The following is a 25,775-nucleotide window of genomic DNA, read 5'->3' on the forward strand; positions in this document are numbered from 1 at the left end:
ACGCGCTGCGGGCAGAACCCGAGTGTCAAAGCGGCCATGTGCGGCACGGGAAGGCCGTCAACGTGACAGCAATGGTTTGGTGAGAGCCGTCCGTGGGCCTGGTGACGGGAAGTGCGCCGGCGTAGCCACGCTCGCCCATGAGCGCACGGCGCTCACGACAGCTGGAGGTACATCAATGCCTGTCAGGCCTACTGTGCTGCAGGATCGCTACCGTAACCGCGGCACGGCTTTCACGCTGGAGGAGCGGGCGAAACTCGGGATCACCGGGCGGCTGCCGGCAGCCGTCGAGACTCTCGACGAGCAGGCCTCCCGGGCTTACTCGCAGCTGCAGCAGCAGCCCTCCAACCTGCAGAAGTACATCTACCTCAACGAGGTCCACGACCGCAATCAGGTGCTGTACTTCAAGCTGCTCGCCGACCACCTCGATGAGTTGCTCCCTGTGGTCTACGACCCCACAGTCGGCGAGGCGATCGAGAAGTGGTCCGTCGACTACCGTGACTCGCGCGCGGTATACCTGTCGATCGACCGTCCCGAGGACGTGAAGGCCTCGTTCGAGTCGCTGGGTCTTGGCGCAGATGACGTCGATCTGATCGTCGTATCCGATGCCCAGGAGATTCTGGGCATCGGGGACTGGGGCGTCAACGGGACCGACATCTCCATCGGGAAACTCGCCGTCTACTCCGCCGCCGCCGGCATCGATCCCAACCGTGTCATAGCTGTGAACCTTGACGTGGGGACAGACAACGAGCAGCTCCTCAACAATCCGTCGTACCTGGGTAACCGGCACGCACGGGTCACCGGAAAGCGGTACGACGACTTCATCGCTCTCTACCTCGAGACCGCGTCCGAACTGTTCCCGAGTGCGCTTCTGCACTTCGAGGACTTCGGACCGTCGAACGCCCGGCGGATCCTGGTGGAGAACTCCGACAGATATCGGATCTTCAACGACGACATGCAAGGCACCGGTGCCATCGTCATGGCCTCAGTGTTTTCGGCTCTGAAGGTGACCCGGGGACGCTGGTCCGAGCAACGGCTCGTCGTCTTCGGCGCGGGAACCGCCGGCACCGGCATGGCCGACCAGATCCACGCGGCGATGCTGCGTGACGGTGCGACCCCCGACGAGGCGAAGAAGAACATCTGGCTCGTCGACGTCCACGGCCTGGTCACCGATGACATGCGAGACCTGCCCGACTACCAGCGGGTCTATGCACGGCCGAAGTCGGAGGTGAGCGACTGGTCTGACGGTGAGATCGATCTGCTCACCACCGTCGAACACGTCAAGCCCACCATCCTCATCGGCACCTCCACCGCACACAACGCGTTCACCGAGGACGTCGTGCGCGCGCTGGCCGAGGGCGTCGAGCGTCCGATCCTCCTGCCGCTGTCGAACCCGACGAGCCGTATCGAAGTCATGCCGTCGGATGCAGTGCCGTGGTCCGAGGGCAGAGCACTGATGGCGGTCGGTATTCCGGTCGACCCGGTCCGGTACAACGGGGTCTCCTACGAGATCGGGCAGGCCAACAACGCCCTCCTCTACCCGGGGCTCGGCCTCGGAACGATCGTCTCGGGTGCCCGGCATGTAACGGACAACATGCTGCTTGCCGCCGCCGAGGCGGTGGCAGGCCAGGTCGACGTGTCGCTGCCAGGAGCATCACTCCTGCCACCGGTCGCGAACCTGAGGGCGTCGTCCGCGACGGTCGCGGTCGCCGTCGCCCGTGCCGCGGCAGAGGACGGTGTCGCAACCAAGTCCCACGACGACCTCATTCAGGCTGTCCAAGACGCGATGTGGCAGCCGACCTACCCCACGGGCGACCTGGAGGGCGGGCAATGAGCGACAACCAGTTGCCCCCCAAGATGCAGAACACGGCGATCGGAATCCAAGCCAGTGGAACCCGGCAGGAATTCGACAGCATGGGCACCGTCGAGGTGCCGGCAGACCGGTATTGGGGTGCGCAGACGCAGCGCTCGCTCCTCCACTTCTCCATCGGCGACGACCGGATGCCGAAGGAGGTCTACCACGCCTACGGCTACGTGAAGAAGGCGGCAGCGTTGGTGAACGCTGCGGCCGGGCGGCTGCCCGAGTGGAAGAAGCAGGCCATCGTACGGGCAGCTGAGGAGACGATCGCGGGGGAGCTCGACGACCACTTTCCGCTCTTCGTCTGGCAGACGGGGTCGGGCACCCAGAGCAACATGAACGTCAACGAGGTCATATCCAACCGTGCGTCACAGCTGCTCGGCGGCAGGCTCGGGACGCAGCAGCCGATCGCCCCGAACGACGACGTCAACATGGGGCAGTCCAGCAACGACAGCTTCCCGACCGCGATGCACATCGCCTCCGTGCAACAGATCGACGAGCATCTCTTGCCTCAGGCCCGGGAACTCGCCGCATCCATCGAGGCAAAGGCCACGGAATGGGCCGAGGTCGTCAAGATCGGCCGCACGCACCTCGAGGACGCCGTACCGCTCACCGTCGGACAGGAGTGGTCCGGCTATGCAGCGCAACTGCACGCCTGCATCCAGGAAATCGAGCACAGCCGCCGCTGCCTGCTCGAACTCGCCCTGGGTGGCACCGCCGTCGGCACGGGGCTGAACGCGCCAAAGGGCTTCAGCCGGGACGTCGCGAGCAAGATCGCCGAATTGACCGGCAAGCCCTTCGCCACGGCCGAGAACAAGTTCATGGCACAGGGGTCCCTGGACCCCATGGTGCGGGCGCACGGGGCGCTGCGCGGACTGGCCGTGGCCTTGATGAAGATCGCCAACGACATGCGGTGGCTGGCCTCGGGCCCGCGCACCGGATTCGCCGAGCTGCTGCTTCCACAGAATGAACCCGGCTCCTCGATCATGCCCGGCAAAGTCAATCCGACCCAGTGCGAAGCCATCGTCATGATCGCAATTCAGGTGCTCGGCAACGACTCAGCAGTTGCCTTCGCCGGCAGTCAGGGCAACTTCGAACTGAACGCTATGCGCCCGGTCATTATTAACAACTTCATTCACTCCGCGCGTATCCTCGCCGACGGGATGGAGAAGTTCCGGAAATTCTCCGTCAGCGGCACGGAGCTCAACCGGGAAAGGATTTCCCAGTACGTTGACGAGAGCCTGATGCTGGTCACGGCGCTGAGCCCCGTCATCGGGTATCAGAACGCTGCACACATCGCGGAATCCGCGCTGGCCAATGGTCAGACGCTCAAAGAGGCGGCCCTGGCCAGCGGTCACGTCGACGAGAAGACATTCGACTCCGTTGTCGATCCGCTCTCCATGGTCGGCCACGGCTTTTCCGGAGCCTGACGCAGAGGCTCTGGACGGCTTCGAGGACTACCCCGAGGCTGGAGAGGGAGGTCGCACCGAGCCGCGCCTTTTCAGCTGTGCCGTGTCAGGGTGCGTATGTATGGGGGCGTGAGATGGACAGGAAGCCACCAGACCAGTACCGGCTACCATGGATGCATGTACGCCAGGAATGGCATCCACGCGCCACCCACGACCTGGATCGCTCGCCCTCGGTGCGAAACCTTGCACTGAGTCCCTGCACGACCTTGTTCTCTGAAATTCTCTCTCAGCACCCGGAAGCGACGCTTTCCGATGGAAAGGGGCCTGTCTGCGGCCGTGATCGCCCACATGGCAGGCGTCTCTCTGCGGGCGTAGTCATCCGAAGACGATGACCTGGCGTCCGATGACATCGCCACGGCCCAGGGCGTCCAGGTTCTCGTTGATGTCCTCCAGAGCGACCTTGGTCACGTTGTGTTTGACGAGGCCGGCTTCGGCGAGCGAGAGCACCTCGACGAGGTCCAGGTGGTTGCCCCAGAAGGAACCGATGTAGGACAACTCGGTGCCCACGAAGGGGAACTGCCGGTGCTCGACGCGCTGGCTCATCAGGCCGACGGCCGCCAGCGCGCCCTCGGGCCCCAGCAGGTCGAACCCCATGGAGATGGACGACTCGCTGCCGACGCAGTCCAGGATGGCGTGGATCGTCCTGCGGCCGGTCAGCCTCTCCAGTTCGTCCTGGATGGCCTCCGTGGACTTGTCCCTGACGTTGATCCCGTGGTCCGCGCCGTTCTCCTTCGCCACGTCCAGCTTGCTGTCCGTACGCGCGAGAGCCACCACGGTCGCGCCGCCGCCGAGCAGCTTCGCGTACTGGACCGCGTAGCTGCCCAGCCCGCCGATGCCCGTGACCGCGACGGTCCGGCCGGGGCCGAGCTTGCCCGCGTCCCGGAGCTTGCGCATCCCTCGGTACGGGGTCATGCCCGCGTCGGTCATGGGGGCGAGGAGTTCGGGTGCTTTCGCGGCCTCCTCGGAGACCGGGATCGCGTGGCGGCACTCCACGGCCATGTACTCGGCGAAGCCGCCCGGTGGGCCGAAGCCCACCCAGCGGCCGTTGCCGCTGCACAGCTGTTCGTTGCCTTCGCGGCACTGCCGGCATGTGCCGTCTCCCCAGCTGGGGTTGACCACGACCATGTCGCCCTCCGAGTAGCCCACCGTCGTGGGCACTTCGCTGCCCAGTCCCGCCACCCGGCCCGTGACCTCGTGACCGGGGATGTAGGGCAGATCCACCGGGAACGGACCCTCGAAGTAGCCGGTGAGAAGCTGGTAGTCGCTTCGGCACATACCGGTCGCGGCGACCTTGAGGAGTATCTCGTCCGGCCCGGGCTCGGGCACCGGGACCTCTTCGATCCGAAGGGGTTCCTTGTATCCGTACATCCGGGCTGCCTGCATGTTCGCCATGAGAACCTCGCTTTCGTGGGCAGGCGGAAAGCGGCCCGGGCCGGAGGGCGCGAGCACGCAGTCCCGGTGTCGGTCACCGCGGCCGCCGCTTCGGACCCCACCATGGTCGCGCGCCTGCGCTTGCGGTGCATCCCGTGTCGTGCTGGGTGAGTCGGTGCCGAGCAGGTGGTGTCTGGTTGGACGATGAGCACTGCCTCCGGAGGCAATAAAGGGGCAAATAGGTGAATTGCCGACCCTGTGGGGTGGCCATACCGTGGATCCATGGCTATCGCAACGACGAGTCCTGTGACAGGTGAGGTCCTCAGGAGTTTCGACGAGCTGACCCCCGAGGAACTCGAAGACAAGCTCGCCAGGGCGGCGGCAGCGGCCGCCTCGTACCGGCTGACGGGCGTCGAGCAGCGGGCGGAGTGGCTCCAGCATGCCGCCGACCGTCTGGAGAAGGAGGTCGAGAGCGTCAGCGGGATGATCACCACCGAGATGGGCAAGACCTTCCGGGCGGCGGAGCAGGAAGTGGCCAAGTGCATTCATGGGCTGCGCTTCTACGCCGCCGAGGGCCCCGCGTTCCTGCGGGACCTGGAGGGCGACGGCGAACGCGTGGGTGCGAAGCAGACGTTCGTCACGTACCAGCCGATCGGTGTCGTCCTCGCGGTGATGCCGTGGAATCTGCCGCTGTGGCAGGCCATGCGGTTCGCCGCGCCCGCGCTGATGGCGGGGAACGTGGGTCTGCTCAAGCACGCCTCGAACGTGCCGCAGTGCGCCCTGTACCTGGAGGAGCTCTTCCGTGACGCGGGCTTCCCGGACGACGTGTTCCAGACCCTGCTGATCTCCGCGAGGAGGGTGGAGCAGGTGCTGCGCGACCCGCGGGTGGCGGCCGCGACGCTCACGGGCAGCGAACCGGCCGGACGGTCGGTGGCCGCCATCGCCGGTGACGAGATCAAGAAGGTGGTCCTCGAACTCGGCGGCTCCGACCCGTTCATCGTCATGCCCTCCACGAACCTGGAGCGGGCCACCGATGTCGCGGTCAAGGCGCGGACCCTGAACAACGGGCAGTCCTGCATCAACGGCAAGCGCTTCTTCGTGCACGAGGACATCGGTGACGCGTTCATCGAGATGTTCGTGGCGAAGATGGGCGCGCTGGTGATGGGCGACCCGATGGACGAGGGCACCGATGTCGGACCGCTGGCCACCGAGTCCGGCCGGCGGGACGTGGCGTCCTACGTCGACGACGCCGTCGCCAAGGGCGCGACGGTGCTGCTGGGCGGCGAACTCCCGGACGGGCCAGGCTGGTTCTACCCGCCCACGGTCCTGACCGACATCACCCCGGAAATGCGGATGTACCACGAGGAGGTCTTCGGCCCGGTGGCGCAGGTGTGGACCGTCTCCTCCCTGGAGGAGGCCCTGCAGGAAGCCAACGGCCACCCCTACGGCCTCGGGTCGAATCTGTGGAGCGAGGACGAGGCCGAACGCGAACTCTTCGTCCGCGACGTCCAGTCGGGCATGGCGTTCATCAACGGCAACACGACCAGCTACCCCGAGATCCCCTTCGGTGGCGTCAAACGGAGCGGCTACGGACGTGAGTTGTCCGACCTCGGCATGCGGGAGTTCATGAACGCCAAGACCGTCTGGATCGGCCAGGACGCCTGAACCGGACAGGGAACGGGCGGCCTGTCGAGAACGGGGGCCTGCGCACCGCCCGCCGTTTGTCGCCGCGCGCGTCTCCGCCGAGCGTATGGAGGTCCCCCCCGATGAGTGGTATGAACCGGACGGCGCCGTCTGATCAGGAAAGGGATCAGGGAGGGCCCGTGGTCGCGGTGCTCGGCACCGGCACCATGGGGGATGCCATGGCGCGGAACATCGCGGCGGCGGGACTGGGCCTGCGCGCGTGGAACCGCAACCGCGCCGCCGTCGAACCACTGGCCGCCGTCGGAGCCGCCGTGTGCGACACGCAGGCCGAGGCCTGCCGCGGCGCCGACGTCGTAGTGACCGCGCTCGCGAACGAGAAAGTGGTCGCCGACGTGATGGACCAGGCCCACGAGGGCCTGGGCGGCCACACGGTGTGGGTGCAGACGTGCACGGTCTCCCCGGACGGGTCTCGCCGTCTCGCGGAACAGGCGACCCGCCTGAACGTCGCGTACGTCGAAGCCCCCCTCCTCGGCACCAAGGAACCGGCCGTGGCCGGCACTCTGACCATCCTGGCTGCCTCCCCCCAGCAGGAGGCACGGCAGGAGGTGCGACCGGTCCTGGAGGCGGTCGGCACACGCACCGTGTGGCTCGACGAGGTCGGCCGACCCAGCAGCCTCAAACTTGCCTACAACGCCTGGGTACTTGCTACGGTCGAGGGCATCGCGGAGTCCCTCACCCTCGCCGACGCCCTGGGGGTGGATCCACGCTTGGTCATCGACGTCCTCGACGGCAGCGGCCTCAACAGCTCGTACGTGCAGAGCAAGGGCCCGAAGATGATCGACGACGACCTCGACACACCCTCCTTCCCCCTCGAAGCGGCGGCCAAGGACGCCGGCCTGATCACCGACACCGCCCGCGCCGCCGGCCTGCACCTGGGCATCGCCGAAGTCGTACGCGAACGCCTCCGCCGCGCGGCCGACGACGGACTCGGCCGCGCGGACGTCGCCGCGACCTACCGCGTGTCCCGCCTGGCCACATCCTGACCGGGCCGTCCCTTCGACAGAGGTGAGGGAGGAACGATGACCCGTGCCGGTATCGCCGCCGCGCGTTCGAGCACGGCGCAACTGGCGGAGATCATTCCCCAGATGGACGACGAGCGATGGGACCTGCCGTCAGCGTGCGACGGCTGGCGCGTGATCGACGTGGTGGCCCACCTCGCGGCCCTCGCCTCTGAGGCGGTGGACCCGCCACCGCCCGACCCCTCACTGCCGAAGAACCGCGAGCGCTACCACGACCTGCGCGTCGACGAACGCCGTGGCTGGAGCCATGCCGAAGTCATCGAGGAGTGGCGGCGCAGCACCCCTCTGCAGTTGGACCTCCTGGAAGCGGCCCAGGAACCGCCCGGGGCCGACGAGGCCGTCGAGGTGCCCGGGCTCGGGACGTATCCGCGCCATCTCCTGGCGAACACCATGGCGTTCAACGTCTTCTGCCACCTGCGCAACGACATGCTCGCCCCGGACGGCCCGCTCCCGTTCACCCTGCCGGAACCGACCGACGGCCTGGTCGCCCCCGCCGTCGACTTCATGCTCGCCGGCCTCCCCCAGATGCAAGGGCCCGAACTCACCGCCACCGTCCGCAGGCCTCTCGTTCTCGACCTGACCGGGCCGGGCGCCACCACCGTCACCATCCTCCCCGCGACCGGGCCGGACGGGCAGCTGACCGTGGTACCCGGCGCGGACGCCGCCGCCACCCGCGTCCACAGCACGGCACTCGACTTCATCGCCTGGGCCACCACCCGCAAACCCTGGCGCGACCACTGCCGCATCACGGGAGACGCATCCACCGCGACACCGTTCCTCGACTGTCTCAACATCATTTAGCAGAGGACGCGTCATGGCCGAGGAAGCCCAGGCGGGAATTCCGCTCGTATCGGTGGTCGAGGCGGCATCGACTTCCGCTCCCCGGCCTGAAGAAGGGGCGAAGGTTTCCCACAACGGCCGGCTGACCGTCCCGGTGGGTTCCTGCTTCACCGCGCTGCGCCGAAACGCGTTCCGGTCGATCACCGGACTCTACGAGACTCGGGGCAGCTCAGGCGTCGCTCAACGTGGCCAACGCACTCGGCGCGCGGGCCGGCGGCATCACGATCACGGCAAGGCATGGGTTGCTTTCAACCGCGTGAGCCGGGTTCGCACTGACCTCGTGGGGTCTCCTTGTCCTCGGTCTCACCCAGGCACGCCCGCTCGAAGACCCGGCTTGGCGGACGTCCCTACGGCCGAACGGCCCTGAATCAACCGGGCGGCCTCAATCATGACCACGGAACAGCTTTGGAAGGTCACCGCCGTGAAACTCCGAGAGATTATTCCTGACCGGATCGGCTTTGGCACCGCACCGCTGGGCAACATGTTCCGCGCGGTCGCGGACGACGAGGCACGCGCAACTGTGCAGGCAGCCTGGGACGAGGGCATCCGGTACTTCGACACTGCCCCCCTCTACGGTGCCGGGCTGGCCGAGCTGCGACTGGGCGAGGTGATCTCCCAGCAGCCCCGAGATGCGTATGTGGTGTCCAGCAAGGTGGGCCGCGTCATCCTCGACGAGGAGGAGACTGGCGCCCGGAACCTGGGCGAGAAGGGAACCCTCTTCGAGCACGGCCGCAAGAACAAGATCGTGCACGAGTGGACGGCAGAGGCCACCGAGCGCTCTATCGAGGGCAGCCTGAAACGGCTCGGCGTCGACCGGCTCGACATCGTCTGGGTCCATGACATTGCGCAGGACTTCCACGGCGACGTGTGGCTGCAGAAGTTCGAGGAGGCACGTACCGGGGCGTTCCGGGTGCTGTCCCGGCTGCGGGACGAGGGTGTCATCAAAGCCTGGGGCCTCGGTGTCAACCGCACCGAGCCCATCGAGCTGACCCTCGCCCTGGAAGAGCCACAGCCCGACGGATTCCTGCTGGCGGGACGCTACAGCCTGCTCGACCACGCACACGCGCTGCAGCGCCTGCTGCCTATGGCTGCCGAGCAGGGGGTCGGCATGGTCGTCGGTGGCCCCTACAGCTCTGGGGTACTCGCCGGTGGCGCCCACTTCGAGTACGCGGACGCCTCTTCCGAGATCCTTGAGAAGGTGCGGCGTCTCAGGGGGATCGCCGACCGGCACGGGGTGAGCATCAAGGCCGCTGCCCTGCAGTTCTCGCTCGCCCACCCGGTCGCTGTCGCCGCCGTCCCCGGTGCTACGAAGCCAAGTCGCATCGCCGAGGACATCGCTGCTGCGCAGGAAAAGGTCCCTGCCGGTTTCTGGGTCGATCTGCGCCAGTCCGGCTTGGTCAGTCCTCAGGCGCCGCTGCCAGGAGGCGCCTGAGCACACCCGACACATATCTCAGACCGACAAGCTCAAAAGGAACGTCATGGCATCCACATCAGTGAGCCGGCTCGTACCGGCTTCCCCCGAACGCGTATGGAAGCTGATCGGTGGCTTCGGTTCGCTGCCGGACTGGCTCCCCTTCATCCCGGAGAGCACTCTCCTGGAGGGAGGCCGCGTCCGGCAACTGAAGAACCCTGACGGCGATGTCATCATCGAACGTCTGGTGGACTTCGACGAGACCGAACGTCGCTACAGCTACGCCATCGTGCAAGCACCCTTCCCTGTGGTCGACTACATCTCCACCCTCCGGGTGCATTCGGTAACCGGCCGGGAGGACACATCCGAAGTGCAATGGTCGGGACGCTTCGTCCCCAAGGGCGTGACCGACGAAGAAGTCGTCGCCCTCTTCACCGGCATCTACCGCGACGGCCTCGACGCCCTGCACAAGGCACTCGGCTGAAGCCCATCCTCAGGTTGCCGGTGCTGGCTGACACCGCGCACGTACCGTCACTCAGCCCCGGAGCTCCTTTGCCGGAAAGCATCATGGCGTTGACTATTACCGTGCCGCTCGGCCGCACCTGCGCCCAACCGGGGACTCCGGCAGACTGGCCTGTATGAGGTCGGGTGACGCAACCACCGCTCAGGACGCGATCCCGCCCTGTGGCGGCGGAGGTGCACCATCACTGGGGAGCCAGTGACGTTGCCGAAGGCACCCATCGCCCGAAGATTGTCAGTCTGGCTTCACTCGAGTCATTACGGCTCATTACGGCCTCGCGGGGCCGCTCGGAACAGGTGAGCACGGTCCCGGCGTGATGCCCATGCAATACAGTGCAGAGGAATCATCATGGAATTCAGGCAACTGGGCCGGTCCGGTTTGCGGGTGTCGGTACTCGCCATGGGAACCATGACCTTCGGCGGCAGTGACGTCTTCGGAAACGTAGGCCACACCGACGTGGCCGGTGCCAAGCGCCAGGTCGATATGTGTCTCGATGCAGGCGTGAACCTCATCGATACCGCCAACATGTACTCGGCGGGAGCCGCAGAGGAGATCCTCGGCCAGGCGATCGCGGGTCGGCGCGACCGCCTGCTGATCTCCTCGAAGGTGCGCCTGCCGATGGGTGAGGGGCCCAATGACGAGGGGCTGTCCCGCTACCACATCCTCGAGCAGATCGAGGCAAGCCTGCGCCGCCTGAAAACCGACCACCTGGACATCTACCACGTGCACCAGTGGGACGGGCTGACGCCGCTCGAGGAGACGTTGGAGACTCTCGACTCCCTGGTGCATTCCGGAAAGGTCCGCTACCTCGGAGTCTCGAACTACTCCGGCTGGCAGCTCATGAAAGCGCTCTGCGTCGCCGACGCACACGGCTACCAGCGCTACGTGAGCAACCAGATCTACTACTCGTTGGAGTCACGCGACGCCGAATACGAGCTGGTGCCGCTCTCCCTCGACGAGGGCCTGGGCATAATGGTGTGGAGCCCGCTGGCCGGCGGACTGCTCTCGGGCAAGTACCGCCGCGGGCAGGAAGCCTCCGACGGCCGGCACCTCACCGAGTGGTCCGAGCCTCCCGTACGCGACGAGGACAAGCTCTACGACACCATCGAGACCGCCGTCGACATCGCCTCTGCGCATCAGGCCTCACCCGCCCAGGTCTCCCTCGCCTACCTGCTCGCCAAGCCCGGCGTCACCTCCGTGATCGTGGGCGCACGCAAGGACGAGCAACTGGCAGACAACCTCGGCGCCATCAACCTGCAGTTGACCAACGAGGACATCGACCGGCTCGACAAGGTCAGCGCACCCGACCTGATCTATCCCCACTGGCACCAGGCCAATCTGGTCTCGAACCGATTCAGCGAGGCCGACCTGGCCCTCCACCGCCCGGCCAGGTGACCAGTCGGCAACGCCGCCCCACGGCACACCACTTGGCAGTCGTGACACCCCCGAAATGGGTGCGGTTCGTTTCGAGTGAAGGTCGCGGTCAAGCGGTGAGGGTGTAAGTCCGTTGCTTGGGGGCGGGATAGGGGCGCTCGTGCTCGCGGGCGAGATGGAACCGCCAGTAGGCGTCGAAGTCGCCGTCGGAGACGAGAGCGCGGAGTCGCAGGATGGCTTCGGCTCCGGGCAGACCCCAGCGGGCTGTGCCAAGGACCCGGCCGCCACCGAAGGGAAAGTCCGGCTGATGAAGATCGATCTGAGCGGACGCATCGCACTGGTCACCGGCTCCACCGCCGGCATCGGCGAGGCCGCCGCACAAGCACTGGCATCTGCAGGCGCCAATGTCGTGGTCAACGGTCGAAATGCCGACCACGTCAGCGCAACTGCCAAACGACTCGGAGGCCGTGGGATCGCTGCGGACGTGAGCACCAGCGAAGGCGCCGCAGCTGTGATTGAGCAACTGCCCGATGTCGACATCCTCGTCAACAACACAGGCATCTTCGCCACTCAACCTGTGTTCGAAATCCCCGACGAGAAATGGCTGCGATTCTTCCAGATCAACGTGCTGTCCGGAGTGCGTCTGGCGCGACACTACGCACCGAGGATGACGGATCGCGGCAGGGGCCGAGTGATCTTCGTCAGGAGTTCAGGGCTGAGGTTGAGTGCGATGGATTCGACGGCGGCTTTACTCGACGCATAAAGGGCGTGGTAGAAGACCGCTTTGTGGGCACTGGCCGATGATGTCAGGACGATCCGTCCGCCTTCGCTCATTGATCGCAACGTCGGCCCCGTCAGCGGCGAGCCTGTGGGCCACTGCTGCGCCGATCCCTCGTGCGCCACCGGTGACCCAGGCCTTCCTGCCCGTTAGTTTTCCACGCATCGTTCTCCTCCGTGGCAGGGGTTCGGCGGTCACGCCCGATGCGGGAGTGTCGTGTACGGGCCAGAACCCACGGCAGCGGCCGGCTGTTTCTCCTCGCCTAGGGAGGAAGGCGGAGGGCTGCACCGGGTTTCCCCGTTGCGGTAGGCACGTCTCCATTCACCACCGGGGCCATCAGCACCAGCATCGCCTGGCCCGGACATGGGTGCCGCTCGGAGATCGATCATTGAGTTCCACCCGCCGGGTCAGGCGTTGGGCCCCTCGGTGGGCTTTTCGGAACCGTGCGGGGCTCACACGGTGTCCTGGCCAAGTCCTCTTCGGTGCCGCCGGCGCCGATCGCCGCATGGGCGAGCTACGCGGTGGCAGAGGCCATGGGCATCGGGCCACCCGGTGGATCCTGCAGCTCGAGTCGTACTTGTGCGACCACGACCGTATCGTCAGTGGTCGACTCGCCCCTCGGACACTCGCTATAACGATGCGGAAGCGAGGGCCTCGACCTTACGGTCGCGGTCCGTTGTGTTGTCGTTCGGCTCTCACCGACGCGTTGCGGGGGCATGGCTGGCCGCCTCGACCGCGAGACCGGCCGCCGAGGCGGGGATCGCCGTGTTCAGGGCCGCCTTCGAGCGCTGGATCAATGATGCGGGTGAGTGGGTCCTGTCGGATCCGCGCAGTTCCGCGGGCGAGTGCAGCGGCCCGGAGCCCGGCCCGCGGTCGCCGAAGGGCTGGCCCATACGAATGATTCACCGGCGCCGCAGGGTGAACGATGGCACTGTGTGCCCCGAGTCGACGGCCGGCAGCCGCTCGCGACCATACGTTGACTCGTGTGTCGCTGAGCTACGCCTTTGTGAACCTGAAGCCCGGGGTGGGAAAGACGACCAGCGCAGTCTGGTTGGCCCACGCACTTCACGAGTCGGGTATCCCACCGCTACTGGTCGACAGTGACCCCGCTTCCTCCGCGCTGCGCTGGAGCGAATTGGCAGGTGGCTTCCCGTTTCCCGTGGTCGCTCTTCCGGTGGGCGATGTGCACCGGCGTGTGAATGACTTCTTGGGCGACCGGCAGGCCGTCGTATTCGACGCTCCGCAGCTGGAAGACCACGCGCACATCGCCCGCAGCATCATGAGGTACGCAAGCGAATGGATCGTGCCGGTGACTCCAGCTCCCATCGAGCTGGATCGCATGGCGCCCATCGGCGGCGAGATGGGCGACGTACAGTCCTTGCGCGTCCAGCCGGCCCACGCCGCCGTTCTGCTGAACCGAACGAATCGTGCCGACGCTACGCGTACCGGTCCCGACGCCGACGCCCGCGAAGCTCTCACCGAGCGGGGATTCGACGTGTTGTCCACCCACATTCCGCGGCTCGACCTGTACGCCCAGTCATTCGGAAGTCCGGTCGAGGCCAAAGGCTCGGCGTACATGGACCTCGCAGACGAACTCATCAAGCGACAGGACAAGCCATGAATCAGCGCAAGGACAGCTACCGAGCCGCATTGCAGCGCGGACCGGACGCCGCCGTACCGCGTCCCGTCAAAGTCACTCAGCTGCACACCCGATACGTGCGCGTGACCATCGAGCTCGACACCGGCTTGCCGCGTGACCTCGTGCAATGGGCAAGCTCACCGGTGTCCGCGATGGTGCGGGCCGGTGCCGCTGCCCTGCGACCCCTGAGGAGTGCCCCGTAAGCCGGGTGACGCAGTCGTGCGTGAACCGGCCTCCGCTCGCCCAGTGCCTCCACTGCGCTGGTGATCTCGTTGGAGGGCGAAGGTCAGCAGAGAAGGTCAGCAGATATGCGCCCGCTGGATGCCGGTTCTCATGGGGAGGCAGGTGGGGGCACCCGGCGGATCTTGGAGCTTGAGCCGCCCCTGCGCCGGCACGAGCGTGTGGTCAATGATCAACTCGCCTCTTGGACACGTTCGCTGAACGCATTGATGGTGCTGGTCGGTTCCCCGCCGGCACCATCCGCGTTTTGCGAGCCGGCATTCCTGGCCCGCTCGCTCACCCCTGTGAAATCCGTCCCTGTGAAATCCGTCGGATAACGGACATAGCATGATTGCGCCATAATTTTCGCAGGCAGCCACATCTCCACGGACCGGATGAGGCACAACGGACCGGATGAGGCACATGGGCAAGGCGCGGACCGGTGACGGTGAGCGGTTGCTCTCGGTGGGCGGCGGCATCGACGAGGCGGCCCGGGCCTTCGCCGAGGGCGGGCCGTTCGGCGAAGTGCTGGCCGGAATCGACTGGGCGGCGACCGCGCTCGGACCCACCGCGAACTGGCCCCACCGGCTGGTGGAGAACCTGCGCGTCGTGCTGACCTCCGAGCTGCCCCTGGCCCTGTTCTGGGGTCCCCGGTTCGTCATGCTCTACAACGCGGACTACGCCGAGATCATCGGCTCCAAGCACCCGCGGGCGCTCGGGGCCCCGGGCGGGGAGCTGTTTCCGGAGAACTGGGACTACTCCGGTCCCATGTTCCAGTCCGTCGTCGACCGGCGCCGGGCCCTGCTCATACGTGACCGGCCCTTCCGTCTCATCCGCCACGGCTTTCTGGAACAGGGTTACTTCGACGTCTCCTTCCAGCCCGTGTTCATGGACGACGGCACCGTCGGCGGGGTGCTGCACATCGTGTCGGAGACCACCGGCCGGGTGCTCGGCGAGCGACGGCTGCGGCTGCTGGCCGAGGTCGGCGCGCACACCTCCGCACTGTCCGGTCCGGCCGAGGTGGCGCGCCGGATCACCGAGGTACTGGCCCGCTGTCCCGACGACCTGCCGTTCGCACACCTGTACCTGGCCTCCGATGCGGAGGAACTCGACCCGGCCGCGTCCACCTGCACTCCGCCGCCCACCGGGGCCCGGCTGCCGGCGGGCGTCGTCGCGGAGGTCGCCCGGGGCACTGCCGTCACCCTGCCGGCCGAGCCGTTCCTGCGCGGAGTGGGCCCGCTGCCCGGCGTGACCCCCGCCGAGGCGCTCGCCCTCCCGCTGGGCAACGCCGACCGGATCCAGGGCGTACTCGTCGCCGGGCTCAATCCGCTGCTCCCCGAGGCCGGCGGCTACCGGGAATTCCTCGGCATCCTCGCGCGTGCCGCAACCGCCGCGCTGTCGGCCGCGCTCGCGCACGAGGAACAGCGCAGACGCGCCGAGGCGCTGGCGGAGCTGGACCGGGCCAAGACGGCGTTCTTCTCCAACGTCAGCCACGAGCTGCGCACGCCGCTCACCCTCTTCCTGGGCCCCGTCCAGGACGCGCTGGCCCAGGAGGACCGGCCCCGGGCGCGCAAGCGACTGGAGATGGCCGAACGCAACGCCCTGCGACTGCTGAAACTGGTCAACACACTGCTCGACGTCACACGCGCCGAGGCCGGGTCCCTGGAGGGCGACTTCGAACCGGTCGACCTGTCGGCCACCACCGCCGAGCTGACGGGCATGTTCCGCTCCGTCTTCGAGACGGCGGGCCTGTCGCTGGACGTCGACTGCCCGCCGCTCCCGGCGCCGGTCTGCGTCGACCGGGAGATGTACGAGAAGGTCATCCTCAACCTGCTCAGCAACGCGCTGAAGTTCACGCCGTCAGGGGGAGTCCGGGTCGCCACGTCGGCCGTCGGCGACCGCGCCCGACTGACGGTGGCGGACACGGGCGTCGGCGTCCCGGAGGAGGAGCTGCCCCGGCTCTTCGAACGGTTCCACCAGGTACACGGGACACAGTCCCGCTCTCATGAGGGCAGCGGCATCGGCCTGGCACTCGTCAAGGATCTGGTGCAGCAGCACGGCGGCACCATCGAGGCCGGCAGCCGCCCCGGCAGGGGCACCACGTTCACGGTGGAGATCCCCTTCGGCACGGCACACCTGCCCCGGCAGCCGAAGAAGGACCACGAGCGCCCCGACGCGGTACCGGCACCCTCCCGGCAGGCCGCCGCCTATGTGGAGGAGGCGCGCGGCTGGGCCGACGCGGAGGGATCGCCGGCCTGTGAGGAGAAGGAGACCCGCACCCGCCCGACCGCCGACCACGGCCACGGGCCCCGCCCCCGGCTGCTGATCGCGGACGACAACCACGACATGCGGGCCTACCTGTACGACCTCCTGAACCCGGAGTACGACGTGCGGCTCGTGCCCGACGGCCGGACGGCGCTGGCAGCCGCTCTCGAGAGCCCGTACGACCTGGTGCTGACCGACGCGATGATGCCCGGCATCGACGGATTCGAACTGGTCCGCGCGCTGCGGGCCGACCCCCGTACCTCCCATCTGCCGATCGTGATGCTCACCGCCCGGGCCGGCGAGGAGGCCGCCGTCCAGGGCATCGAGGCGGGCGCCGACGACTACCTGGCCAAACCGTTCTCGTCCCGCCAACTGCTCGCCCGCGTACGGGCCAACCTCGAACTGTCCCGGCTGCGGGACCGGATCCTGTACGAGACCCGTGAGCACGCGAGCGCGCTGGCCACGCTCGCCGAGGCCGGGCTGCGGCTGTCCGGCAGCCTCGAACCCCGGCAGGTACTGGAAACCGCCGGTGAACTGCTCGTCCCCAGGCTCGCCGACGAGGTCCGCATCGACGTCCTCGGCCACGACCGCGACCGATCGCCGGACACCCTCGTGTACACGTCGGGAGAAGGCTCCAAGGCCGACGACCGGCTGAGTGCCGCGGTGGCTCGCGTCCTGCGCGGAGGTTCCGCACCTCGGGAGGCGGACGGCCGGGTCCTCGCCCGGGCGCTGACCTCACGCGGCCGGATGCTGGGTGCCCTGGCCGTGGCCCGGCGTCACCGCCCCTACTCCGACGGCGAACGCACCTATCTGGAGGCGGTGACCAGCCGGATCGCCGTCGCCTACGACAACGCCACCCGCTACCAGAACGAGCGCCGTCTCGCCGTCGCCCTGCAACGCGCCCTGCTGCCCCAGGCCCTGCCCCGGGTGCAGGGCGTGGCCACCGCCTCCTACTACCGGGCCAGCGCCCTCGGCGCCGAGGTGGGCGGCGACTGGTACGACGTGATCCAGCTGTCCGAGGGTGCGGTCGGACTGGCCATCGGGGACGTCATGGGCCACGACGTCGACGCCGCCATCATGATGGGCAGCCTGCGGTCGGCGCTGCACGCCTACGCGCAGGAATGCGCCAGCCCGAGCCAGGTCCTCGCCCGCCTCGACGCGCACTGCTCCGCCCTCGACAGCGACCGCTTCGCCACCTGCCTGTACGCGGTCTACGAGCCCGGCGCCCACCGGCTGCGCTACGCATCGGCGGGCCACTTCCCGCCCCTCCTGGTGGCCGGGGACCGGACCGCCTACCTGGACCTCGCCCCGGGCACGCCCCTCGGGGTCTGCTGCGGCGACGCCACCGACCACGAGACCCGGCTCCTGCCCGGCACCGGCCTCCTGCTGTTCACGGACGGCCTGGTCGAGCACCACACCACCGCCCTCGACGACCGGCTCACGGCCCTGTGTCGCCTGTGCTGCGGTCCCCCGCACGCCGCCACCTCTCCGTCCGCGCACTGCGCCCCAGCCCCGGACGTGATCATCGGCCAGGCCCTGGGCCTGCTGGCCACGCCCGACCGGGTCGACGACGACACGGCGTTGCTGGCGGCGGTTCCGGCGGCGTGAGGCCGCCGCGCTGGGAGCGACTGATCACGGCGGACGTTGACGGCGGCCCAACCTCACCTGTCCCAGACGTGGTCAGAAGCCCAGACGGGTGGATTCCGCTGGGCCTCACGTAGAAAGCGGTCGACGTCGAATCCGGGCTCGCTCAGCCGGTGTCGAGCCGCGGATGGAGAGTGCGGCGCGACCCTGCTGCCGCGGTTTGCGGCAGGTTCCGTCGGTGCGTTCTCCTCCCGATCGAGCAGGCCAGTGGCGTCGTACCGTGTCAGGTTCCCCAGATCTTCCGGTACGCCTCCCTGTACCCCGCCGGATCCCAGGACGTCGCCCCGCCCGTGTTCTCCGCCGTGGCCACATGCACCGGAGCCACGTATCCGCTCGCCGACCTCCCCGCGAACGCCCGGTTGAACTCGTCGATCATCTGCCAGCCCTGCTGAAGCAGTGGCTCCGGGACCGTGGCCGCCTGGTACCGCCTGGTGTTGATGCGCTGGAAGGCGGACGGGTCGCCGTCGCCCGCGCCGATGTTGAAGGGGGGACCGGAGCCCTTCTTGCCCGCGGAGCGCAACGCGGGGGCGGCGTCGGCGAAGTAGAGGTCGTTGATGGCCGCCGAGTAGGTCCACCGGCTGCCGAGACGGGAGACGAGGGAGGAGACCTCCTGGGGGGTGCGGCTGCTCGCGTCCGGGATCGGGATGTTCTCGTAGGAGAGGAGTCTGACGCCGTCGCAGGTGGCCAGCTCCTTCAGGATCAGTTCGGACTTGTTCTTGGCGAACGGGATCGAGGCGTCGGTGAAGACGACGACGCCGGCGTGGCCGTCCGAGCGCGCGATGATCCAGTCGGCGCTGATCTTCGCGACTTCCGCGACCTTGGTGGTGATGTTGGTGAAGAGCTTTGGGTTCTTGCTGGGGCCGGGCGCGTCGACGGCGTGCCATCCGATGAGGGGGATGCGCTTCGCGTTCGCCTTTGAGACCTGTTGTGATGTCGACCTGGGGTCGAAGCCGCCCAGAATGATGCCGGACGGTTTGAGGGCGATGGCCTGGTCGAACGCCGCCTGGATGCCGACGGGCGTGCCCGTCCCGTCGATCGCCTCGAACTTCCAGCCGATGGCCTTCGCGGCCTCCTTCGCGCCCTTGACCGTGCCCGCCACGCCCGGGTTGGTCATGGTCTGGGCCACGTAGACGATCTTCTGGTTGGGCACTGCCTTGGGGCCGGTGGTGGGGCCGGTCCAGGCGGTGGGGGCCTTTTCGGCCTGCTGGACGGCCGACGTGGCCCTGGTGAGGGTGGCGGGGCAGCCAGGTGTCGACGGTTCTTCGGAGGTCCCGGGGCCGGACGACGTGCCGCGCTCGCAGCCGACGGCGAGGACGGCGACTGCCCCGAGGGCGGCGGCTCGGAGGGCGGTCCTGCGGTTCGCGTGCACGGCTGCCTGCTTCTGGTGGAGGTGGGTCCGGCCCGGTCAGGGGCTCTGTGGCGGGCCTTTGCCGGTCGGTGGCGCCGCGGTCTCCTGCGGGGGCTCTTGGCGGGCAGTTGTGGCTCCGGCGCGCAGGCGGCGGCGGGCGGCGTAGCCGGCCAGGCCCACCGCGAGCAGCAGAGTGCCGCCGTCGAACAGCGGCGTGACCCAGAACTCGGCGCCGAGCTGCCCGATGCCGGCCAGGCCGATGGCCAGGACGGCGACGGCGACGAGGGTTCCCGCGGCGTTGGCGCGGCCCGGCTTGATGGTGGTCGAGCCCAGCAGTGCGCCGACGAAGGCCGGCAGCAGATAGTCCATGCCGACGCTCGGGTTGCCGAGCTGCTGCTGGGCCGCGAGCAGCACTCCGGCGAAGCCGACGACCAGGCCGGAGCCCAGGAAGGCGTAGACGCCATAGCGGCGGGTGGGAATGCCGACCAGGTCGGCGGCTCGGGGGTTGGAGCCGATGACGTAGAGGTATCGGCCGAGCGGCAGCCTTTCCAGCAGCAGCCACAACACGATGGCGAGCGCCAGGACGTAGAAGGCGGGTGCGGGCAGGTTGAGGAATTTCGAGTCGTAGAGGTCCGTGAAGGCGTCGGGCAGGCCCTCGGGGCCGGGGACGATCCGGGCGCCGGCGGTGATCCAGCCGGTGACGCCGTACATCACGGTGCCGGTGCCGAGGGTGGCGATGAAGGAGTCGATCCGGGCGAATTCCACCAGTAGGCCGTTGAGGACGCCGATGGTTCCGGCGCCGATGATGACGACGAGGCAGGCCGCCGGCCAGGGCCAGTCGTCGCTCACGATCAGGTGCAGGACCATGACGTGGGCCAGACCCAGGCCGTATCCGATGGACAGGTCGAACCTGCCGGTGGCGATCGGGATCGTCGCCCCGAGCGCGAGGATCGCCGAGATGGACTGGTTGGACAGGATCGAGGAGACGTTGTCCAGGGTCGGGAAGGTGTCCGGCCGGGCCAGGGAGAAGGTGAGGAACAGCAGGGCGGTGAGGAGCAGCAGGCCGTAGGCGCCGATGAAGTGACCGCTCACGCGGCCCAGCGGGGATCGGGGCCGACGGGATTCCGGCCCGCGGCCGAGCGGGGATTCGGGCGGGCGGGAGGTGGTCATCGCTCCGTCGCCGTCCCGGTGATGGCCGGCATGGCCGAGGCCGTGCGGGTGAGCTTGGCGACCGTGAGGCTGTCGCCGGTCAGCTCGGCGGTCACGGCCCCGCGGACGAATACCAGGGCGCGATGGCACACGTTGGCGATCTCCTCGAAGTCGGTGGAAATGAGCAGCACGGCGACACCGGCGGTGAGCGCGTCGTCGAGCAGGCGGTAGATCGCGGCCTTGGCGCCGACGTCGATGCCGGCGGTCGGCTCCTCCAGGATCAGCAGACGTCGGTTCAGGCGCAGCCACCGGCCCACCATGACCTTCTGCTGGTTGCCCCCGGACAGGGTGGCGATATGGGCCTCGGTGTCGCGGGGGCGCACCGCGTACCGCCCGACCAGGGCGGCGGCCTTGGCGCGCTCCCGCCCGGGGCTGATCCAGTGCAGCGCCCGCAGGCCCTCCGCGCCGGGGTTGGGCAGGAAGTTCTCGCGGACGGTGAGGTCGGGCAGGCAGCCTTCCTCGACACGGTCGTTGGTCACGAAGCCGACGCCGGCGTCGACGGCGTCGGTCACCGTCCGCGGGTGGTACGGGCGGCCGTCGAGCAGGACCCGTCCGTCGAGGATCGGCCGGGAACCGGCGAGAGCACGGCCCAGGCCCAGGTGACCGGCCCCGGTCAGACCGACCATCCCCAGGATCTCGCCGGACCGGAGACCGAGGCTGACCGGGCCCGCGCTTTCGGTGCGCACGTCGTCCAGGCGGAGCAGGACCGATCCGTCCGTGCGGGCGGCCGTGGGGTGGTAGTCGGCCGGCCTGTGGCCGACGATGTCGCGCACCAGACGCGCCGGGTGGTGGTCGGCGAGGCGGCCCTGGCTGACGATGCGGCCGTCGCGGAGGACGGCGAAGGCGTCGGCGACCTGGTACACCTCGTCGATCCGGTGGCTGACGTAGACGATGCCGTGGCCGTGGTCGCGCAGGGCGTGCAGCACGTCGAAGAGCCGCACGCAGTCGGCCGCGGGCAGGCTGGCGGTGGGCTCGTCGAGCACGATGAGCGCGGCCCGGGCGGACAGCGCGCGAGCGAGGGCGACCAGCGAGCGCTCGGCCCGGCCTAGGTCGGCGATCCGGGCCCCGGGATCGAGCTGGCCGGCGACGATGTCCAGGGACTGGGCGCAGCGCTCCCGCACCCGCCGCCAGGAGATCAGGCCGCCGCGGCGGGGGTAGCCGGTGCCCAGGGCGATGTTCTCGGCGACCGTCATCCATCCGACGAGTCCGAGGTCCTGGTGGATGAAGGACATGTTCCGTGCGGCGGCCTCGGTGCCGAGCGGATGCCCGGCGACCGTGATCTCTCCCTCGTCGGCGCGGTGGACTCCGGCGAGGACCTGGATGAGGGTGGACTTCCCGGCGCCGTTGGGACCGAGAAGGGCGAGGATGCTGCCCCGGTGGACGTCGAGGTCGACCGAGGCCAGCGCGACGGTGCCGCCGAACCGCTTGCCGAGTCCCCGGATACGGACGAGGGGTTCCCCGGTGCGGTTCGCGGCGGAACCTGTCGAGTCAGTCGAGGCCAGGAACAGCCTCCCAGTCCATCATCGCCGCCTCGGGGGTGCCGCCGGGCGTCTCCAGGGCGCACTCGGCCCAGATGACCTTGCCGTCGGCGGTGTAGCGGGTGCCCCAGGCCTGGGCGAGCTGCGCGACCAGGAACAGGCCCCGGCCGCCCTCGTCGTAGGTGGTGGCGTGGCGCAGGTGCGGGGCGGTACTGCTGGTGTCGGAGACCTCGCAGATCAGGGTGCGGTCGTGGATCAGGCGTACCTGGATCGGTCCGCTGCCGTAGCGGACGGCGTTGGTGACCAGTTCGCTGAGCAGCAGTTCCGCGGTGAACGACACCTCGGCCAGGCCCCATTCGCTCAGGCGGCGGGTGACAGCGCCGCGGATCTCGGAGACGCGGGCCGGGTCGGCTGGCAGCGACCAGTCGGCGATCCGGTCCGGGTCCAGGGCGAGGGTGCGGGCGACCAGCAGTGCGATGTCGTCGCGGGGGTGCTCGGGCGCCACGGTCTCCAGGATCGCCCGGCAGGTGTCGTCGGGTGGGCGGTCCTTGTGGGCGAGTGCGCGGCGCAGCAGGTCGAAGGCCGTGTCGGGGTCCCGTCGGCGGTCCTCGACGAGTCCATCGGTGTAGAGGACGAGCTGGCTGCCCTCGGGGAGTTTGATCTCGGCCGATTCGAAGGGCAGGCCGCCGAGACCGAGGGGAGGGCCGGCGGGCAGGTCGGGGAAGGTCACGGTGCCGTCGGGGTCGACCAGCGCGGGCGGGAGATGGCCCGCGCGAGCCACGGTGGCCTGCTGCGAAGTGGGGTCGTAGACGGCGTACAGGCAAGTGGCGCCGATGTTGTCGCCGCCTCCGACGGTGGGCTTCTCGCCGGCCTCCTCCCGGTCCAGGCGCGCCACGAGATTGTCGAGGTGGGTGAGGATCTCGTCGGGGGCGAGGTCGAGCTCGGCGTAGTTGCGTGCGGCGGTCCGTAGCCGGCCCATCGTGACGGCGGCGTGCAGACCGTGGCCCACCACGTCGCCGACGACGAGCGCGACGCGGGTGCCGGACAGGGGGATGATGTCGAACCAGTCCCCGCCGACCTCGCTCTCGGCGGGCTGGTACCGGTGGGCGACCTCGACGGCGCTCTGTTCCGGCAGGTGGGTGGGGAGCAGGCTGCGCTGCAGCGCCAGGACCATGCTGTGCTCGCGGGTGTAGCGGCGGGCGTTGTCGATGCAGATGGCGGCGCGGGTGGCGAGTTCCTGGGCCAGGGAGCGGTCGTCGTCGCCGAAGGGAGCCGGGTACTGCGAGCGGTAGAAGCTGGCGATGCCCAGGACGACGCCGCGGGCCAGCAGCGGGGCGGCGATCAGGGAGTGGACGCCTCGGGCGACAAGGCGCTCGGCGTGCTCGGGCTGCTGGGAGATCCAGCCGGCGGCGAGCCCGAGCTCGGGTGCCAGCACCGCCTGCTCAAGGGTCAGGCACTGGTACTGGGGTGTGGCGGGCAGGGGGTCGACACGCCGGCCGACCGGGTAGAACGGGAAGTCGTCGTGGATGCCGTGCATCACCACGCGAATCATGCCGGTCTGCGGATCGGCCGCTTCCTCGCCCCGCAGGACGGCCTCGGGCAGGTCGATGGCGACGTGGTCGGCCAGCCGCGGGACGGCCATCTCGGCGAGTTCGAGCGCCGTGCGGCGTACGTCCAGGGTGGTGCCGATACGGGTGCTCGCCTCGGACAGCAGCTCCAGGCGGCGCCGGGCCGCGACGGCGTACCGCCCCACTCCGGGCTCGCCCACGAGGACCAGTCGCCGGTCGGCCGTCGTCTCGCCGACTTCGGTGCTGTCGGCGTCGGCGGGGATACGGATGGTCGCGGGCGGCCGTGCCGTGGCCGGCCGGGCGGGTGGGAGACCGAGGAGATGCCTGGGCGGCGGGACGGCGGGCCGCGGCGCGAGGTCGTGGGGTTCGCCGAGATGGCCGGGGACGGTGAGCAGCGGCAGCGGCGCCTCATGGTGCAGTACCGCCTCGACGGCGACGCCCTGCATGCCGGACGGGCCCGTCACCACATCGCTGACGAGCGTCAGCCGCCGACCGTCGGTGAGGGTCACCTCGACCGCGGCCCGCTGGTCGGCGGAGATCAGCTCGGCGGCCTTCTCCCTGAGGATCGTCTGGTCGCGCCGGTTCAGTCCGCTCCGGGCCAGTTCGTCCACGCCGATCGACTCTCCGTCGATGAGCCGGTCACCGGCCTCCGCGCCCCGTTTGGTATCCAGGTACGCCCGCAGGAGAGCGCGCTCGCGCGCCGAGTTCTGCTCCAGGAGCCTGTGCTCGATGGCGTCGGCGGCCTTGCCGATCAGGAGGTCCATGACCGGGTTCGCCTCGGCGCGCGGACAGGCGAAAGAGAGGACGCCCTCGATGCGTCCGCTCAGCAGGTCCCGGATCGGAATTGCGGTACAGGCGTTCCCCTGACCCCGTTCGGCGAAGTGCTCCGCGCCATGGATGCGGCACAGCCGCCGTTCCGCGAGAGCGGTACCGATGCCGTTCGTCCCGGCGACCCGCTCGGCGAACACGAACCCCGGGACGACCTGGAAGGGCGGCAGTCGCCTGGCCAGGGACCGCTCCCCGAAGCGGCGCGCGAGCACCATCCCCTCGGCGTCGGCGAGGCCGATGTTCATCCGGCTGCCCGCGAACCTGTTCTCCAGCCGGTCGAGGACCGGATCGGCCGCGCGGACGAGACGGGCCTCCGGATCGAAGTCCTGTCGATAGGGGAGCTCCATCCGGTCCGGGGAGAGCCCCAGCAGTCGGCAGCGTTGCCAGGAGTTCAGGATCAGACTCCGCACACCGCTTTCCACCGGCCCGCCCTGCAGAAAGTGCTCGCGGATACGGGCGAGGTCGATGCCGCCTTCAGCGACCCCCATGTGCATCACTCCCCTCACCGGATCGCCGCTGGGCTGTCGTGTCACCCCCTTCAGGAAGGGGTCCGCGCCTTAGGCAATTTTAGAACTTCTCTTGACAAAAGCGGGCTAATTACCTATTTCGCGGCGGTGGGTCAAGGGGCCCGGGGCCCGGGGGCTGGGGGTTGGGGGTTTGGGGGGCGGGGACCGGGGCCGGTAGGCCGGGCCATTGGGGCTCGCGCAGGTCGGGGTGGTCAGATTGGTTGCCCTCTGTGGGTGGCCGGGTGCCGCTGGCCTTGCGCGCGCAAGGATTACAGGCGCTGCATACGCGCGAGCGCACTGCGGCCGGTGGCCGGGTGTCTGTTGCTCGGCGCTGCCGGTGGGCGGGGCAGGGCGGACTGGGCGGGGCCGGATCGGCCGGGTCGGGCGGCCGGATCGGGCAGGGCGGGATGGCCGCGGCGTTGTGCCGCGGCGCGGTGGTCGCCGCCGACATGGCGGTCGGGGCGGCCGTGTCGGGGTGAGTGGGTGATGGGGGCGGAGCGTCTGTGTCGGGCCGAGTGGGCGATGCGGTTGAACCGCCCGCGTCGGCCCGGGTGGGCGATGCGGTCGAGGGCTTCGTGACCGGTCCCGTCGTCGATGCGATCGAACCGCCCGCGTTGCCGACTCCGCCCGCTTTGTGACGCCGGCCGCGTCGGTCCGGCTGGGCGATGCGGTCGAGGGGTTCGTGCTGGGCCCCGTCACCGGTGTGATCAACCCGCCCGCCGCCCCGCCC

17 protein-coding genes and 1 pseudogene are annotated in these 25,775 nt (G+C 68.9%); 11 read left to right on the forward strand and 7 right to left on the reverse strand.

The annotated features are described in order from the left end of the window. The first annotated feature begins 175 nt into the window (after nucleotides 1-175). Together Q2K21_RS13515 and fumC are read left to right on the forward strand one after the other, a co-directional pair. A complete protein-coding gene (locus tag Q2K21_RS13515; RefSeq protein WP_310770346.1) occupies nucleotides 176-1,831 on the forward strand; it encodes an NAD-dependent malic enzyme in 1,656 nt (551 codons plus the stop codon). After that, a complete protein-coding gene (gene fumC / locus Q2K21_RS13520) occupies nucleotides 1,828-3,285 on the forward strand; it encodes a class II fumarate hydratase (RefSeq protein WP_310770348.1) in 1,458 nt (485 codons plus the stop codon). Before Q2K21_RS13515 ends, fumC begins: the two co-directional genes overlap by 4 nt. Before the next feature lie 354 nt (nucleotides 3,286-3,639). Here fumC and Q2K21_RS13525 read toward each other — a convergent pair whose 3' ends face one another. After that, nucleotides 3,640-4,716: an NAD(P)-dependent alcohol dehydrogenase gene (locus Q2K21_RS13525; RefSeq protein WP_310770350.1), complete on the reverse strand. Its 1,077-nt coding sequence runs from the start codon at nucleotides 4,714-4,716 to the stop codon at nucleotides 3,640-3,642. Between the two features lie 261 nt (nucleotides 4,717-4,977). Between Q2K21_RS13525 and Q2K21_RS13530 the strand changes: the two genes are divergently transcribed. From Q2K21_RS13530 to Q2K21_RS13560, 7 genes and pseudogenes are all read left to right on the forward strand, one after another. Next, complete coding sequence (locus Q2K21_RS13530; protein WP_310770352.1) at nucleotides 4,978-6,360, forward strand: NADP-dependent succinic semialdehyde dehydrogenase; 1,383 nt, start codon at nucleotides 4,978-4,980, stop codon at nucleotides 6,358-6,360. Between the two features lie 110 nt (nucleotides 6,361-6,470). Continuing rightward, nucleotides 6,471-7,382 carry an NAD(P)-dependent oxidoreductase gene (locus tag Q2K21_RS13535; protein WP_399045585.1) on the forward strand — a complete coding sequence of 304 codons (912 nt, stop codon included), beginning with the start codon at nucleotides 6,471-6,473 and terminating at the stop codon, nucleotides 7,380-7,382. Between the two features lie 36 nt (nucleotides 7,383-7,418). Then, on the forward strand, nucleotides 7,419-8,219 hold the full coding sequence (locus Q2K21_RS13540; protein ID WP_310770356.1) for a maleylpyruvate isomerase family mycothiol-dependent enzyme: 801 nt from the start codon (nucleotides 7,419-7,421) through the stop codon (nucleotides 8,217-8,219). Between the two features lie 460 nt (nucleotides 8,220-8,679). Continuing rightward, on the forward strand, nucleotides 8,680-9,690 hold the full coding sequence (locus tag Q2K21_RS13545) for an aldo/keto reductase (protein WP_310770358.1): 1,011 nt from the start codon (nucleotides 8,680-8,682) through the stop codon (nucleotides 9,688-9,690). Nucleotides 9,691-9,736: 46 nt separating this feature from the next. After that, the gene (locus Q2K21_RS13550) at nucleotides 9,737-10,153 is read left to right on the forward strand and encodes an SRPBCC family protein (protein ID WP_310770360.1); all 417 of its coding nucleotides are present in this window, start codon (nucleotides 9,737-9,739) and stop codon (nucleotides 10,151-10,153) included. A 384-nt stretch (nucleotides 10,154-10,537) separates the two neighbouring features. Beyond that, nucleotides 10,538-11,584, forward strand: coding sequence for an aldo/keto reductase (locus Q2K21_RS13555; protein WP_310770363.1), 1,047 nt, complete (start codon nucleotides 10,538-10,540; stop codon nucleotides 11,582-11,584). Between the two features lie 286 nt (nucleotides 11,585-11,870). Beyond that, nucleotides 11,871-12,269 (forward strand): annotated as a pseudogene (locus tag Q2K21_RS13560) (SDR family NAD(P)-dependent oxidoreductase); the annotation flags it as partial. On the opposite strand, the gene Q2K21_RS35765 reads toward Q2K21_RS13560, so the two are convergent. Continuing rightward, complete coding sequence (locus Q2K21_RS35765; protein ID WP_386275960.1) at nucleotides 12,218-12,397, reverse strand: SDR family NAD(P)-dependent oxidoreductase; 180 nt, start codon at nucleotides 12,395-12,397, stop codon at nucleotides 12,218-12,220. The pseudogene Q2K21_RS13560 and the gene Q2K21_RS35765 sit on opposite strands and share 52 nt — an antisense overlap. Then, nucleotides 12,312-12,662, reverse strand: a complete 351-nt coding sequence (locus Q2K21_RS35770; protein ID WP_399043872.1) for an SDR family NAD(P)-dependent oxidoreductase — start codon at nucleotides 12,660-12,662, stop codon at nucleotides 12,312-12,314. The genes Q2K21_RS35765 and Q2K21_RS35770 overlap by 86 nt, the downstream gene beginning before the upstream one ends. A gap of 664 nt (nucleotides 12,663-13,326) precedes the next feature. Between Q2K21_RS35770 and Q2K21_RS13575 the strand changes: the two genes are divergently transcribed. Beyond that, nucleotides 13,327-13,962, forward strand: coding sequence for a ParA family protein (locus Q2K21_RS13575; RefSeq protein ID WP_310770367.1), 636 nt, complete (start codon nucleotides 13,327-13,329; stop codon nucleotides 13,960-13,962). Between the two features lie 651 nt (nucleotides 13,963-14,613). Further along, nucleotides 14,614-18,072, forward strand: coding sequence for a SpoIIE family protein phosphatase (locus Q2K21_RS13580; RefSeq protein WP_310770369.1), 3,459 nt, complete (start codon nucleotides 14,614-14,616; stop codon nucleotides 18,070-18,072). 259 nt (nucleotides 18,073-18,331) lie between these two features. On the opposite strand, the gene Q2K21_RS13585 is transcribed toward Q2K21_RS13580, so the two are convergent. The 4 genes from Q2K21_RS13585 to Q2K21_RS13600 are packed head-to-tail and all read right to left on the reverse strand — an operon-like array spanning nucleotide 18,332 to nucleotide 25,027. Beyond that, entirely contained in the window at nucleotides 18,332-19,477 is a 1,146-nt protein-coding gene (locus Q2K21_RS13585) for a substrate-binding domain-containing protein (protein WP_310770371.1), read from the reverse strand. Between the two features lie 36 nt (nucleotides 19,478-19,513). Beyond that, nucleotides 19,514-20,626, reverse strand: coding sequence for an ABC transporter permease (locus Q2K21_RS13590; RefSeq protein WP_310770373.1), 1,113 nt, complete (start codon nucleotides 20,624-20,626; stop codon nucleotides 19,514-19,516). Next, nucleotides 20,623-22,167 (reverse strand): sugar ABC transporter ATP-binding protein, encoded by a 1,545-nt coding sequence (locus Q2K21_RS13595; RefSeq protein ID WP_310780924.1) that lies wholly within the window; start codon nucleotides 22,165-22,167, stop codon nucleotides 20,623-20,625. The genes Q2K21_RS13590 and Q2K21_RS13595 overlap by 4 nt, the downstream gene beginning before the upstream one ends. Continuing rightward, nucleotides 22,154-25,027 (reverse strand): SpoIIE family protein phosphatase, encoded by a 2,874-nt coding sequence (locus tag Q2K21_RS13600; protein ID WP_310770375.1) that lies wholly within the window; start codon nucleotides 25,025-25,027, stop codon nucleotides 22,154-22,156. Before Q2K21_RS13600 ends, Q2K21_RS13595 begins: the two co-directional genes overlap by 14 nt. Nucleotides 25,028-25,775 lie beyond the last annotated feature (748 nt).

The sequence above is a fragment of the Streptomyces sp. CGMCC 4.7035 genome (genome assembly GCF_031583065.1).
GTDB lineage: Bacteria > Actinomycetota > Actinomycetes > Streptomycetales > Streptomycetaceae > Streptomyces > Streptomyces yaanensis.